The sequence below is a fragment of the Thermoflavimicrobium dichotomicum genome (assembly GCF_900114055.1).
Taxonomy (GTDB): Bacteria; Bacillota; Bacilli; order Thermoactinomycetales; family Thermoactinomycetaceae; genus Thermoflavimicrobium; species Thermoflavimicrobium dichotomicum.
The window spans coordinates 70,682-85,283 of sequence record NZ_FORR01000016.1; the positions used below are offsets into that span (position 1 = coordinate 70,682).

The 14,602-nt window shown below is 41.2% G+C and carries 13 protein-coding genes and 1 pseudogene; 8 read left to right on the forward strand and 6 right to left on the reverse strand.

Going from position 1 to position 14,602, the window contains the following annotated elements:
- The first annotated feature begins 3 nt into the window (after window positions 1-3).
- The 3 genes and pseudogenes from BMZ78_RS14095 to BMZ78_RS14105 all read left to right on the forward strand — a co-directional run.
- Window positions 4-1,365, forward strand: a complete 1,362-nt coding sequence (locus BMZ78_RS14095; RefSeq protein ID WP_093231081.1) for a PTS transporter subunit EIIC — start codon at window positions 4-6, stop codon at window positions 1,363-1,365.
- The gene (locus BMZ78_RS14100) at window positions 1,362-2,378 is read left to right on the forward strand and encodes a MupG family TIM beta-alpha barrel fold protein (RefSeq protein WP_093231082.1); all 1,017 of its coding nucleotides are present in this window, start codon (window positions 1,362-1,364) and stop codon (window positions 2,376-2,378) included. The genes BMZ78_RS14095 and BMZ78_RS14100 overlap by 4 nt, the downstream gene beginning before the upstream one ends.
- 58 nt (window positions 2,379-2,436) lie before the next feature.
- Window positions 2,437-2,904, forward strand: a pseudogene (locus BMZ78_RS14105) (RNA-guided endonuclease TnpB family protein); the annotation flags it as partial.
- A 488-nt stretch (window positions 2,905-3,392) separates the two neighbouring features.
- On the opposite strand, the gene BMZ78_RS14110 reads toward BMZ78_RS14105, so the two are convergent.
- Together BMZ78_RS14110 and BMZ78_RS14115 are read right to left on the reverse strand one after the other, a co-directional pair.
- Entirely contained in the window at window positions 3,393-4,523 is a 1,131-nt protein-coding gene (locus BMZ78_RS14110) for an MBL fold metallo-hydrolase (RefSeq protein ID WP_093231083.1), read from the reverse strand.
- 68 nt (window positions 4,524-4,591) lie between these two features.
- Entirely contained in the window at window positions 4,592-5,179 is a 588-nt protein-coding gene (locus tag BMZ78_RS14115; RefSeq protein ID WP_093231084.1) for a sulfurtransferase TusA family protein, read from the reverse strand.
- A gap of 1,565 nt (window positions 5,180-6,744) precedes the next feature.
- Here BMZ78_RS14115 and BMZ78_RS14125 point away from each other — a divergent pair.
- Complete coding sequence (locus BMZ78_RS14125) at window positions 6,745-6,942, forward strand: hypothetical protein (RefSeq protein WP_093231085.1); 198 nt, start codon at window positions 6,745-6,747, stop codon at window positions 6,940-6,942.
- A 170-nt stretch (window positions 6,943-7,112) separates the two neighbouring features.
- Here BMZ78_RS14125 and BMZ78_RS14130 read toward each other — a convergent pair whose 3' ends face one another.
- Entirely contained in the window at window positions 7,113-8,597 is a 1,485-nt protein-coding gene (locus BMZ78_RS14130; protein ID WP_093231086.1) for a flavin monoamine oxidase family protein, read from the reverse strand.
- A 182-nt stretch (window positions 8,598-8,779) separates the two neighbouring features.
- On the opposite strand from BMZ78_RS14130, the gene BMZ78_RS18880 reads away from it, so the two are divergent.
- The 3 genes from BMZ78_RS18880 (at window position 8,780) to BMZ78_RS19620 (ending at window position 9,323) form a co-directional block, all read left to right on the forward strand.
- Window positions 8,780-8,938, forward strand: a complete 159-nt coding sequence (locus tag BMZ78_RS18880) for a hypothetical protein (RefSeq protein WP_175482496.1) — start codon at window positions 8,780-8,782, stop codon at window positions 8,936-8,938.
- Window positions 8,939-9,142: 204 nt separating this feature from the next.
- Window positions 9,143-9,244 (forward strand): Tn3 family transposase, encoded by a 102-nt coding sequence (locus BMZ78_RS19395; RefSeq protein ID WP_093231087.1) that lies wholly within the window; start codon window positions 9,143-9,145, stop codon window positions 9,242-9,244.
- On the forward strand, window positions 9,231-9,323 hold the full coding sequence (locus BMZ78_RS19620; RefSeq protein ID WP_139203335.1) for a Tn3 family transposase: 93 nt from the start codon (window positions 9,231-9,233) through the stop codon (window positions 9,321-9,323). The genes BMZ78_RS19395 and BMZ78_RS19620 overlap by 14 nt, the downstream gene beginning before the upstream one ends.
- Window positions 9,324-10,064: 741 nt before the next feature.
- Here BMZ78_RS19620 and BMZ78_RS19400 read toward each other — a convergent pair.
- Window positions 10,065-10,568 carry an ATP-binding protein gene (locus BMZ78_RS19400; RefSeq protein WP_093231089.1) on the reverse strand — a complete coding sequence of 168 codons (504 nt, stop codon included), beginning with the start codon at window positions 10,566-10,568 and terminating at the stop codon, window positions 10,065-10,067.
- Window positions 10,569-11,535: 967 nt separating this feature from the next.
- Between BMZ78_RS19400 and BMZ78_RS14150 the strand changes: the two genes are divergently transcribed.
- Entirely contained in the window at window positions 11,536-12,855 is a 1,320-nt protein-coding gene (locus tag BMZ78_RS14150; RefSeq protein WP_093231090.1) for a hemolysin family protein, read from the forward strand.
- A 186-nt stretch (window positions 12,856-13,041) separates the two neighbouring features.
- Here BMZ78_RS14150 and BMZ78_RS14155 read toward each other — a convergent pair whose 3' ends face one another.
- Complete coding sequence (locus tag BMZ78_RS14155) at window positions 13,042-13,992, reverse strand: mechanosensitive ion channel family protein (RefSeq protein ID WP_093231091.1); 951 nt, start codon at window positions 13,990-13,992, stop codon at window positions 13,042-13,044.
- A 96-nt stretch (window positions 13,993-14,088) separates the two neighbouring features.
- A partial coding sequence (locus tag BMZ78_RS18885; protein ID WP_175482498.1) for a serine/threonine protein kinase occupies window positions 14,089-14,602 on the reverse strand: 514 nt, incomplete at its 5' end.

Genomic DNA, 14,602 nt, shown 5'->3' on the forward strand with positions numbered 1-14,602 from the left:
GCTATGTCAAATGAATTCAAACAACTGGCATCGGCCATATTGGAAAAATTGGGCGGTTCGGACAATGTTCAGACATTTACTCATTGTATGACACGGTTGCGTGTAACGGCAAAAGATCCATCTAAAGTGGATAAAAAAGGGCTTGAAAAGGTTGAAGGCGTTTTAGGGCTTGTTGAGGCGGATACACTGCAGATTATTATAGGACCTGGAAAAGTGAATAAAGTATCTGAGGAATTTGGGAAATTACTTAAAGATAAGAAAGATATGAACCTGAAAGAAATAGCGAAACAACATAAAGAAGAGGCACGTGCCAAACATGGAACACCGTTTAATCGTTTGTTAAAGAAAATTGCCAGCATTTTTATCCCCTTGATTCCTGCGCTGATTGCATCAGGACTTATTACAGGTATTACGAAAGCGGTTATTCAAGCAGGATGGTTATCGGATAAAACGACATTGGCACAAGTGCTTAACCTCATTGGTAGCGGTTTCTTTGCCTACTTGGCCGTATTTGTGGGAATCAATGCAGCCAAAGAATTTGGTGGATCTCCTGCTTTGGGTGGATTGGCCGGGATCTTGATTATTAACCCTGCCATGGAGAAGGTAACCCTTTTTGGTGAAACTTTAGTGCCAGGGCGTGGAGGTTTGATCGGGGTATTGATAGCAGCCATTTTTATTGCTTATATGGAACGAACCATTCGTAAGTTCATGCCAGCTTCTGTAGATATTATCTTTACTCCAACGATTGCATTACTCATTACCGGTGTACTGACTTATCTAGTCTTTATGCCGATTGGTAGCTGGATTTCTAATGGCATTACCAAAGGATTACTGGCCATTCTGGATATCGGCGGAGCTGTTGCCGGATTTATTTTGGGAGGTTTATTCCTGCCACTGGTTGTGACTGGATTGCATCAAGGATTGACCCCAGTACATCTGGAGTTAATTAATAAAATAGGAGATGATCCGTTACTGCCGATTCTGGCGATGGGGGGAGCTGGACAGGTTGGTGCGGCGTTTGCCATTTATGTAAAAACAAAGAAAAAACGCCTGAAACGTGCAATTGGCGGAGCTTTGCCAGCAGGTATGCTCGGGATTGGGGAACCATTGATTTTTGGTGTGACTCTGCCGCTGGGTCGTCCATTCCTTACAGCCTGTTTGGGAGCTGGAGTAGGTGGAGCATTTCAGGCGATCTTTAAAGTTGCAACGGTTGCGATTGGTGTGTCTGGATTGCCACTGACATTCCTGGTTCACGCCCATCAGATTTTCCTGTACTTGCTGGGAGTACTGATTGCTTATATTGCTGGATTTATTTTCACTTATTTGTTTGGCTTTGATGATAAGATGGCGAGTGAATTTGAATGATCGGCGTTTCGGTATATTTAAACGATCCACATGCGATTGAAAGATTGCAGGAAGCGAAACGAATGGGAGCGAAGAAAGTTTTTACCTCTCTTCATATCCCTGAGGAACATGGAGATCTGGCAGCAAATGCGAAGAAAATCATGCAAGCAGCCAAAGAATTGGACATGCCTGTGTATGCTGACGTATCACGCTATACGCCCAAACATTTAAATCTCTCTTCCATTGGTGATCTAAGAGAGCTTGGTGTTGAGGGACTTCGACTGGATGACTTTTTTTCTCCTCAGGAAATGATCGAGCTTTCACACCAGTTTCATATTGCCATCAATGCCAGCATTGTGTTTGAAGATACGGTTCGACATCTATTGGAGGATGGACTCTCGCCCGAGCGCCTGATTGCCTGGCATAATTTCTATCCAAGAAAAGAGACAGGTTTGTGCCGGGAATTTTTCAGGCGGCAAAATCAGATGTTTGAAAAATATGGAATACCCGTCGCTGCCTATATCCCAGGAGTGAAAGAGAAACGTGGGCCGTTGTTTGCCGGGCTACCCACCCTGGAGGATCATCGGGAAATCCATCCTTTTGTAGCCGCATTGGAATTGTGGGAAATGGGTGTTCAGGAGATCTATATTAGTGATCCGGGATTTGGAGAGCTGTTATCAGAGTTGGTTGAATACGAAGAAAGTCAAGCCATGCCGATTCGATTTACTTCTGAGACATTTGCTGGTGGGGAATTTATGCCACGCCCTGACTTTGCTCGTGATCTCATTCGATTGATGGATACACGGACAAGAACGGCTGTGGAACCTCACAATACGGTGGATCGTCCAATAGGAACCATCGGCCAGGATAATTGTGGTTATGGCAGGTACCAAGGAGAAATTCATATTGCGAAACGGGATCTGCCAGCCGATGAGCGAGTGAATGTGATTGGACAGGTTATCAAGGAAGATATGGATCGACTGGCTTACTTAAAGCCACTGCAAAAGATTCGATTGATTCGAGTGAAAAAATAGGATGGCTGAAAAGAGCTTCTGTATAGATTCAGAAGCTCTTTTTATATCTTTGCGAGCGAGAAAACCCCTTAGTTTAAAAGGGGGAAGCAACTGGAACAGAGCACGGATTAAGGTTGCAAGAATCCATAAAAAGATCGTCAATGCAAGACATGACTTTCTACATAAGCTGTCAACCAAATTGATTCACGAAAACCAAGTGATCTGTTTGGAAGACTTGCAAGTCAAAAATATGGTGAAAAATCACAAACTGGCTAAATCAATCACAGATGCATCGTGGTCTGAGTTTGTAGCCATGCTGGAGTATAAGGCGAAATGGTTTGGAAGAACCATTGTTAAAGTGGGCAAAGCATTCCCATCCAGCCAGCTATGCTCCAAATGTGGACATCGCTATAAAGAGGTAAAGAACCTCAATCTGAGAGAGTGGACATGTCCTGAGTGCCAAACTCACCATGGTCGCGACATCAATGCATCCATCAATATCTTGCAAGAAGGTATAAGACTCATTGCCGATGGACTGTCGGTCTAAGCTTGGTCCATTTCTCTTCGGTAGAAGGGATTACCCAAGAATTCCCTGCGTTTACGCATGGGGAGTGGTCAAGCTACAGCACATCAAGGAAATCGATATGTGTTGAGGCTAAGATGCCAAGAGCCGCCTTGGAATAAAACCAAATGCAGGGCTCGTGGAGAAGTTTCTTGGTAAATCCACGGTTTCAGCCCAAAAGGATATCGATAAAAATAGCCCGTATCACAATCAAAGTGGTACGGGTTCATCATTTTTATGTTAATTTTGGTTAAAGTGGAACTTGGTTGGGGATTAGTCCTTTTGTGGAGAGCTATCATTAATATGGATACGTTTCTCCCGTGCTTCGGGATGGGTTCCTTCCTCCGTGACGACTTCTGTACCATCACAGTCACTCCGTAATGAACCCATCCCTCATCTTTAGTGATACATGTGTGTCACATCGTCCTATGACGTGACGTCAGCCGATGGATCGTTTACCTTGACCAAACGAATCAAACATGAACGGCACAACGGTTCGGACCGATTTCCATTTCACGTTGTTCATCATCTGTAGGGGCGATTTTTCCCATATTGGTTTGACGGATTTCCTGATAAGCATGGGGTTGTGGCGGAAGATTCTCCATTACCATTTTGCGGAATACCTGTTCATCTTCTACTTGCAGACTCGTGTTTTTCGTATACAGTTCACCCAGTTTGGCAAATACACGTCCTTGATCATCCATTTCGCTGATCTTTCCAAAATGCGCTGGCAGAACAAGAAGCTCTGGTGAAAGCTGTTTATACAGTTGGTATAGGGTACGGCGCAAATCGCCAACCCAATCTTCGGCTTTTCCGGCTAAATCCGGTCTGCCGATGGAATCTACAAATAAAATGTCTCCAGACAGAAGATATTGATCATCGACAATCAAGGATGTGCTTCCAATCGTATGTCCAGGAGAGTGCAGAGGCTGAATACGAATGCGAGTGTTTCCGACGAGAATGTCTTTCCCTTCCTCCAACGGCTCGTATGAGAAAGCCACTTCCGTCGCGTCTTTAGGTGGGAGATAATAGGTCCCTCCCAATTTTTCAGCTAATTTACGGCCGCCGGAAATATGGTCGGCATGCAGATGGGTATCCATCAAATATTTAATGGTAAGTGCCTTTTCTTGAGCAAATTGCTCAAACGGATCCGTTATCCTTACAGCATCGATGATTGCTGCTTCTCCATTTGACTCAACCAGATAGGAAAGGCATCCTTTTCCGATACGGTTAAATTGATAAATGCTTCCGCCATTTTTCAGATTACCGATTTTGACTGGATAGAGGGTTTCACTCCACGCTCTCATTCCACCCTGGAGATAATACACCTGATCCACACCGGCTTCATGCAATTGCTCCGCTACAAATATGGAAGAGCCTTCTTTTGCACATACGACCAGTATGTCCCGTTCATCTTTGGGCAGTTTTTCTAGCGCCTGTTCCACACCGTCGATGAGATCAAAATAAGGAATATTGATGGATTCCACTTTTTTGCCTTCGATTCTCCAATTTCTGTAATCTTCTTCATTACGCACATCCAGGATAATAAGTTCTCCATGTATCACTTTTTCGGCAGCTTCTTTTGCTGTCATCATTTTTATCATGTGATCACAAACCTCCTGTTAATATGTAAGAGGTATATAATACAGGCTCGGGACAAAATTTAAACTTTTCAGCCGATAAATGGTGTTTTCTGATCAATTACCGGACCCGTCCACTCAGACATTCCAGGAATGACATTAAACACTTTTGAAAAGCCATGCCTGGTTAGCAGTTGCGCGGCCAAATTGCTTCGTGTTCCAGTGCGACAAATTACATAAACAGGTCGATCCTTTTTCATCTCTCCAATACGATCTTCCAATTGTCCAAGCGGAATCGAACAAGCTCCAGGAATGTGTTCATAAGAATACTCCGCCGGTTCGCGCACATCCAAGAGAAGAAAATCTTCACCACTATCCAGCTTTTTTAGAAGCTCTTCATTTTGTATGACATCAGGAGGTTTCTGTTCTTGTTCCAATTCCGATTCGCTTGCTTTTCGCAAATAATGCTTTAATACATCTCCTTCCTGTTTTGTTCCCAAGTATTGATGCCCCTTGCTTTTAGCCCATCCTTGAATATCGGCCAGAGAACCGGGATCGGTTGCTTGTACCTCAATTACCTGACCCGGTTCCAGTTGATCAATCGCTTTTTTGGTGCGAACGATAGGCATAGGACAGGAAAGTCCTTTACAGTCTAGCTGAACATCGGCTTTAATTGACATATTTCCATTTCTCCTTTTTATCCCGTTTTTGCTTTCCAAGCGAGTATCCCACCGGAGAAGATTTTCACTTTAAACCCTTGTTTTTGTAAAAACTGGAAGGTCCGCTCAGTTCAACTGCCTGACCGGCAGACCATAATGTAATTCATTGCTTGGATCCAACTCATGTAGTTGATTGGCCAGAGCTCCCAAAGCCAAGTGTTTCGCTTCCGGGATTTTTTCTTCTGCTATTTCTTCCTCTTTTCGAACATCAATGATATTCTTTTTATGGAGTAATGGTTGTAATGCTTATTTTCATGAAAATCCCCTCCTTAAACGTTTATATATACCTACATATATGTGTATGTGGAGGTGGATAAAAAATACAGATCGAATGTTGGTGGTTTGTTTCAATATACAATGACGCCTATAGGTGTAAAAGAAAGGCACTACTTCTTTAAGATATTATCTAAATCCAACTGAAGAAGCTATATGATCCAGGGGTACATCCAGTAGGGCGGTTCCTCAGGTCTAGGGGGAAAAGCTGGTCCAGGCGGTCCAATTGGTCTAGGGGGAAAAGTTGGTCCAGGCGGTCCAATTGGTCTAGGGGGTCTAATCGGACCAGGCGGACCAATTGGGCTAGGGGGTCTAATCGGACCAGGTGGACCAATTGGGCTAGGGGGTCTAATCGGTCTAGGCGGGTCATTTGGTCCTGGGGGAAACAAATAGTAATGGTGTTTCATCAGATATTTCAATAATTTATATACCTTTTTACAGTGATAGTATGCTTTATGCATTCTACGATCGATCATAGGATAGTGCATCATCGGCTGACGCCACGTCATAGGATAATGACACGCATAATCACTGGTTTCCAATGGTAGCCACTCCTTTATATGTAGGGTTATATATAGATATTGTATGTTGGCCTACAGGTAATGGAACCTAGTCAAATGACTATCTTAAAGCAACCTTTGATGGTGCATCGAACCAAAAAAAAAATTGTACGCCAAGTAATCCATTGGCTTCACCCTTAGAAGCTGAACGACAGAATGTAAGAGAATAGACCCTATGAAACATAGGAGAACACGCTCTCAGGGTAATGTGGATCTCCATTGTGCGACTATATTTAGGTAAAAAGGAGGTTGCCTTTATATCAGTGCCTTAGAGGGGGCCCGACAGAAAAACGCGGATTTACCACTGCAAAACTGATTGCAACTGCACGACCGATCCCACTATCACTGCCGGTGATAATGGTAACCTTGTCCTTTAATCTCCCACTCCTTACACAATAAGGGTTGTCGGATATTGGCATAAAAAAAGCAACCTTGGGTTGCTGGCTGCATCATATCACATTCTCTTTACCAAACTGACGCCTAGCCTCTTGTAGCTGCATAAAGAACTAATTGAATATATTATCAAACTTCAAACCCTTCGGCCCTGCATCATATCTTAAAATTTTTTCAGTCCCCTCCTCTCAAAAGAAAGAGCACTGCTTAGATAGTCATTTAACTTGGTTCCATTACCTATAGACCAGCATACGATACCTATGTGATATAAGACAACTACAGTATAAGGAGTGAATATTATTGGAAACCAGTCATGACATGCGGCATCCTATGATGGATTATTGCCAATTATATAAAGCGTATTATCATGGCAAAAAGACGTATAAATTGATGAAGTATATGATGAAACATTATTATCCTCATTACTATCGGCACAACCCCAATCAGCCAGTCGGACCGGTTGGACCACCTCATTGCTTTTTCCATCCAGGTGGATGAAGTATATGAGGGTCTTCCACTATTGGGTGGCGATCGTAAGACGAATCAAGAAAATTTATTCATCACCAAATCGCTTAATATGGTTCTATTAGATAAGGACTGAGCGCACTTAGATCGTCTGGGTCTACGTAATACCCTTCTCGCCTTAACTGGCGTATTACCGCGGAAGGCTAACGGGATGGCCTTATTCTCGTCGTTTCCTCTGTAGCGTGATGCACTTCATAAGCGGCCCGTATCCCGGATTCGATCGCCCCTTCAATCCAGGCGCGGGTGGAGGAGGTGTGTTCTCCGGCAAAATGCACCCTGCCTTCCGGGGAAGAAAGATACGGACCCAGCTCGGATTCCTCGCCTGGTTTAAAGATAACAAAGTCGCCAGCGATGTAGGGATCCTGGCTCCAACTTTTTGAGACGCCCGACACAAATTCCCGGTAAACCACATCCCCATGAATGTCGGCCAAATTTCGGAGCGCCTGTTTCAATCGCTCCCGTTCGGGTTGACTGTCCCATACCAAGGTATCGTCTTCCCATGTATAGCTCGCTATCACAATGCCGGGGCCCGGTTTTCCGATTCTATCACTGGGATAGTATGTGAAGCGGGTGGGGAGATCCGTAACCGTTTGTCCACCGTGAATTCCTTCTTTTTCCCAAAAACGTGTTTTAAATTCGATGCCGATTTTCGTGGCCGGAACATAATGCACTTCGCGAATAGCTTTCCGTTTATTATGTGAAAAAGCGTGGTATGGTTCTACTTTGACCAGGCGCAAAGTGGAAAAAGGAATGGCAATAATGGCATAATCGGCAGTATATTTGGATAACTTTTTCGTCTTGGTGTTTTGGGTATGTATGGCGATTTCGTTCTCATGGTATACGATACGGGTCATTTTTTGCCGAAAGTGAATGTTTTCTTTCAATTCACGATAAAACATATGAGGAAGACGGTCATTTCCTCCTTCGATCGCATAATAACGAATGTCCGGGTTAAGGAAGTTCATCAGAAGCCGAACAACATCCAAAAAAGACAGATCTTTAATTCCTTGGACGTCCAACAGAACTCTAATCATTTCGACAGCACCGGTGGATAAGGTGATGCCATAGGGATTTTCTTTTAGGAAGATGTCAAATGGCAGTTTTTCCATTTCTTTGGTAATCGTTGCCCAGTATGTTTGGGGATATTGACGAAAAAGGGATTGGACTTTTTGGATAATTTCTTTCAATAAGTATTCGGCCGTTTTTCCCCTTTCCTGCGGAGCAACCGGATAACTGAGAAGATCGGGATTTTCCTGGTACTGCCGGCGGCGGACTTTGACACCGTTCACATAGATCCAGTCTTCAGGAGTGGTGTTGATGAAAGGGATTGTGGGTAACCCAAATTTGAGGATATATTCCCAAATTAAGGGATGGGTGTTGGGAATTCGCATGGCACCCGCTTCAAAAAACAATCGATGGGTAAAAGGCGAACGGATGGTGTAAACCCTGCCGCCCACCCTTTTGGAAGCTTCCAGAATGGTCACTTGGTGCCCAGCTTCTTTCAACAATGAACCAGCGACCAATCCCGCCATTCCCGCTCCGACGACAATCACTCTTTTTGGGGTTTTTGCTTTCCCCAAACCATCTCGAATGATGGAAAGCATTTGCTCTGTCTGGGGGGAGACCATCATATCCCTCCTTTACCTTATTTAAAAAGAAAATAATGGAATCGTTATATGTTTACGTTTCTAGAGGGGAATGTAGTATAGGGGATCACCATACATCGTCATAAAGCAAAGAAAAAAGAATACCGCAAGACGAAAAAAAGCTATTCTTTCTTTAGAGATATAAGAAAGGATGGCGTTTTTTCGTGAATCTTTCGATGCAACATGAACTTGCACCTACTGGCAGAAGAACTGCGAAGACATTGCTATATCCTGAATCATTCAAAAAATTATTAGAGAGATTGGAATACCTTGGACCAATTGGGGTAGAACGGGAACAAGCCAAAGATTTGGTCCGGCTATAGATTATGATTATCCGGATTTGCTAAAAAACCGGTTTCGTTATCTTCGCCAATATACTCTCTTGTTACAAAAAATAGAGTTCAAATTCACAAGATTGCAGATTTGATTAAAAGGATTAATCCTCAAGCCATCTTACAGAATTACGATCAGGTATTGCGTATCTCTCCCATTCGGTCTTGGAGGGAAAAGTTTCTGCATCGCTTGTTATGAACAAATTTAGTTCATATAACCAGGAAAATAATGTAATGAAAGCCTTGCGTTTTATAGGTCAAATCGAAAAGAACATCTTTCTCATTGATTACCGATGAAACATTAAGACGAAGAATCCAAAGTGGATTAAATAAAGGAGAAGCCAAGAATGCTTTAGCAAGGGCTGTATGGAGGTAAGACATCCGAGATACGTGTAAAATATACAGTTTTAAATGGATTTAATTGAATGTTATAACAATAGACATTGAATGAGCCGACTTTATTTATGTTTCAATTACGGTTCTGATCAGGGGTAAGTTGAGTGGATTGTTTTACAAGCAGGTTGTCTCTCCCAAAGAAAGAAACGTAACCTTAAAAGGCCTAGAGGTAGCGAAGACCGATTTTGGTATCATCCGATCAATAAATGGAAAATGACTGGAACATCAAAAAAGTTTCTAGAGGAATTTCTTTCCCACTAAATGTAATCTACTTTGCCCCTGGTGACAGCTTCGCTGGTATTACCCCTAAATAAAGTGGTTAACTTCAACAAAATGAAGCCGCATTTCTACATTAAATGCGGCTGTTTTCCAAATAAATAGGTTGTTTACTCACAAAAAACTGTGAAAAAAACTTTTTACCGGCTTAATGTTAATTAATTTTATGTCGGCTGTGCTGGTCACGCCGAGTGAGGATGGGCATGCATCAATTGGGCACCAGGCGCGCTCCCATTAAGCCACATCCTCGCTCGGCGCAGACCCGGCAGGGCCGCACATCGCGACAAGCCACCAACCCCAGGCTGGGACAGCGAAAAAACGAGCGAACCCCGCCGGGTGGTCCTCAGCCTCGCATTGGTTATGCTCCTAAATTTTCTCATTGAGATATCCTCCTCTTTGTTTTCATGGTATAGCAATGTTTTATGAACAGAAGATGAACGGAGAATCACTCTTTTTCAGGTTTTTTAGACATGTTCGGAGCTATAGGGAGCGTAAAAGTGAAGATTGACCCATTTCGCACTTCACTCTTCACGTGAATGGGGCTTTGATGGAGATCTAATATGTGCTTAACAATGGACAAGCCGAGCCCTGTACCTGCCTTTTTAGTTCGGGCTCTATCTGCTTTATAAAATCGTTCCCAAATAGATTCAATGTCCACGCGGATAAGTGACGGTGATATTGACGGCATTTTTACCTGATGAACTGGTGAGTCTTTCGTACTCAGGATTCCTGCTGCGAGGACGACCAGTACAAGCAAAAAGACAGCGATGGTGTTTTTAAACCCCATCGGATGATCCTGTTCAATTGAGCAACCTTTCATGGATTCGCTGAAGCCTTTTCCAAGGATAGCTTCCCAATGTAAACACAGTTTAAACAAAACCAAAATCCGCGTGACAAAATGTTGAAATGAAAAAAACCCTAGGTTCAACCCAGGGGCTTGTGTTAGCATGAATCAGTGTCACAGGCGCCAGCATGGTCCATTGTCCTGGTCATCCGCTTGCTTTATGTGCGCTCCAATATGCATCCTCTTCTCATTCTATTTGCCCATTGCCTGATTCCCGGTCCATAATCTCAAATAGAAATCACCGCTTGTTCTTCTTTTTTCAAAATCACTTCGACAGAACTATCGCACTGCGCCGGAAGAAGTCACTCGTTATTAACAGAACATGACATATTCTATTTTCTGATTTTTGGATGATCAAGAAACAATGTTTTACAGCGTTCTAACCATTAGGCAGTTGATACCAAGCATCCGAAAACGAAAAAAGCCAATTCCCCTCCGAATTGGCTGATAGTTTCTTGGCAGACCATCGGCGTTAATAAAACCGCCAGCCCAGAAACAGCGCCCTCCAAAGATTGTCCAGTAAGATCGCCAGTCAAACCCCGGCTAATCGCCAACCAAAGGCAATCCCTAGACCATAGACTCCAGCGACTCTAAACTGAGTGATGAGCGGTTCATGATCGAGGAAAGATACTTTGATTTGAATTGTCCACCTGATGATACATCACTTGGGGTGGAGCCAAAGGACGTATTATCGTATTAAACAGCAAGCAATTGAGAAGCTGGCCTTTGTGTTGGATTTGAAATAGAGAGAATCCAGCAGAGGATATAAGTAATAAAATATGATATACTTATACGTAAAAAGTAACTCAAAGAGGTGAATTTATGCATCTATATCGTATTAGTTCTAAAGGTCAAGTAACCTTACCAAAAGATTTAAGGGAGCTTTTGCAAGTACACTAAGGTGACTATGTAGCATTTGGTAAAGAGAATGGGAAAATATTTATTATAAAAGCTAATTTTATTCCTTGCCAAAAAATAAGGAATTCTTATATTGAAGAATAGAATTAATATAAAAAATAATCAGTATATTTTAAAGAGGTATTAGATGGTTTAATTTAGGAGGTTACATGAATTGGACAGTTTAGATGGAATAGGGATTATATTTAATCTTACTTTAGTTATTCTCTTGGTACTACTAAACGGTTTTTTTGTTGCAGCTGAGTTTGCTATCGTTAAAGTAAGAGCAACACGAATCGCTCAATTAGAAACACGGCGTGGTAAGGTTGCACAAAAAATTTTAGCAAATTTAGATGCTTATCTTTCTGCTACGCAGTTAGGAATTACATTGGCATCGCTAGGATTAGGTTGGATCGGAGAGCCAGCTATTGCCCATATGATTGAACCCCTTCTTAAGTTTTTTGGTTTCCCCGATTGGGTGATTCACACTGTGGCTTTTGCCATTGCTTTTTCCATTATTACCTTCTTGCATATTGTACTCGGGGAAATGGCTCCAAAGTCCATCGCCATTCGACAAGCGGAGAAAACAACTTTATGGTCAGCTGCTCCTTTGCACTTGTTCTACCGACTATTTAAACCATTTATCTCCTTTCTCAATGGTTCTGCTAACCTTGCCTTAAAAATGTTTGGGATTAAGCTTGAAGACCATACACAGCAGGGACACACAGAAGAAGAAATTCGTATGCTGATTGCGCAAAGTCACAAAAGTGGTGTTATCGATCAAACTGAATTAGCGTTATTTGATAACGTGTTCGATTTTACAGATCGAGTCGCGCGTGAAGTCATGGTTCCTCGGGTTAATATGGTTTGCCTTTTTGAGGATCAAACCTTCGAAGAGAATTTCAAAATTATTAAAAGTACACATCATACCCGCTTCCCTTTATGTGGTAAAGATAAAGACGATATTAAAGGAATCATTCATATCCATGATGTGTTTATACATTTAATCGAAGGTAATCAACCTGATTTGAAAAAATTAGCTCGTCCAACAATTGTTGTTCCAGAAACGATGGAATTAAAAGATGTCCTCAAAACTCTACAGAAAAATAAATTGGGAATGGCAATTGTAGTAGATGAATATGGTGGAACATCTGGTCTGGTTACTACAGAGGATATTATTGAGGAAATCTTTGGAGAGATCCAAGACGAATTTGATGATGAAAAACCCCTCATTCAGAAAAATGGGGATGAAACATCCATTGATGCAAGATTACTCATTGAAGATATAAATGATCACTTTAATATAAACATTGAAGACCCTGATAATGATACCATTGGTGGATGGCTCTTTTCACAGTTAAAAAAAGTTCCAAAAGTGGGAGATCATGTTCCATTTGGAGATTGGCTATTTACTGTACAAGAAGTACATCATCTACGCATTTTAAGGATTTTAGTCTCACCAATTAAACCGGAAATGGAAAAAGGGCAACAATAGTCTAATCTCCTTGCTTTATATAAGAGGCCGTAGAAAAAATCGAAAGTCAACGGCCTCAAAACTTAGTATATTTTCTTTTCTTTCACCCATGACTTATTTTCTCACTGATAGTTGAACTTTTACCAACTAAAAAAGTGGAATAAATTGTCCTCAAGCTCATCAGATATTTCAAATAGCTCTACTTATTTATACCTTGACCATTTCCTTTTCTTTACCTTGTACCTGTAATTGTTGTGCTTGTTCTGGAGTATATATAACTCTTCGTGAATACGAAATCTCAATACCATGGCGTTGTAAAACGAACACTATTTCTTTACGCATTTCTCTTTCCAGCGACCAATATTCTGCTGGATTACAGATTGCCGTAATTGTGAATTGAACACCATTTGTGTCCAATTGCGTGATCCCCATTATCTCTGGTGGTTCAATTAGATGGTCTTCATATTTTTTCTTAATTTGTTCACAAATTTCTTGCAACGCATTCATGGTTATGTCTAAATTGGTTTCATAGGGAACCGTGACAGGGATAATTGCTCTCATCTTTTCGCGGTTATAATTTGTTACATGAGTAATCATTCCGTTGGAAAGGTAATGTAAACGTTGATTAAATTCACGAATTTTTGTAATACGCAACCCTACTTCTTCCACCGTTCCCTTAATTTTACCATTAATTTCAACGAAATCGCCAACTTCCATCTGGCGCTCAAAGATAAGAAAAAAACCAGTTATCACATCTTTTACCAAGTTTTGCGCACCAAATCCAATAGCTATACCTAAAATCCCTGCACCAGCGAGGACTGGAGCCAAGTTAATCCCAAATACAGATAAAATAGTTAGAATTGAAATAAAGTAGAATGTATAACGAACCATAGAGTTGATTAATTTACGTAGTGTATTAGCCTGGTTGCTTTCAATTCGACTGAGTGAAAAAGCTTTATCTACCAATCCAATAATGATTCGTATAGCGAAAATGGTCAATATGATGATCAAAATGATTTCACCCAGTGGAATCAATAAATTATCTATAGGGTCTTGGATAATATTTATAAATAAATTTTTTGTTTTGTTAGCGATCGATTCTGGCAAAGAAGATTGGTTATTATCTTCGGCTAATATAACTAAATTAGAAGAAAACAAGGCTCATTTCACTCCATTTTCTATTTAGTATGTAAAAGTTTTAAGAGCCTATTGCTTTAAGCCTATTGCTTTATTAGGCTCTTTTTATTACTACATCTAGTTATTCTTATACATCTGCATAAACTGTTTACCAAAATCCTCGACTGAGAATTTCTCTGATACTTGTCTAAGGTATGTTTTTTTCACTAATTCAAGGAGCCAAATTGGGATCTTTTTTCCGCGAATGAGCCAATAAAATCTCTTATAACCTTCGACTAGGTGTTCCCATCTTTTATCTTCATTGGGATAGATATATTTAGATACATCTATCAGTTTTGCTCTCCCATTTTGTAAAATAACATTTTTTAAATGGATATCTGTTGGAAATAATCCTACACTTCTAGCAAAATTTCGAGCATCCTCTACATCCTGAATTACCTGTTTTGGAATCACAATCCCTTGTTCCAAACACTCATAAAGAGTAGGACCTCTTTCATATTTTAGTACTAGATAACGCTTTCCTTTAAAATAGCACTGGGTAAAACGAGGGTGATTTCCTATTTTTAGATAAGCAGTGTATTCATTCTGTAATTTATCTAAGTTGTTTGGTGAATATAATTTAAACACAAGG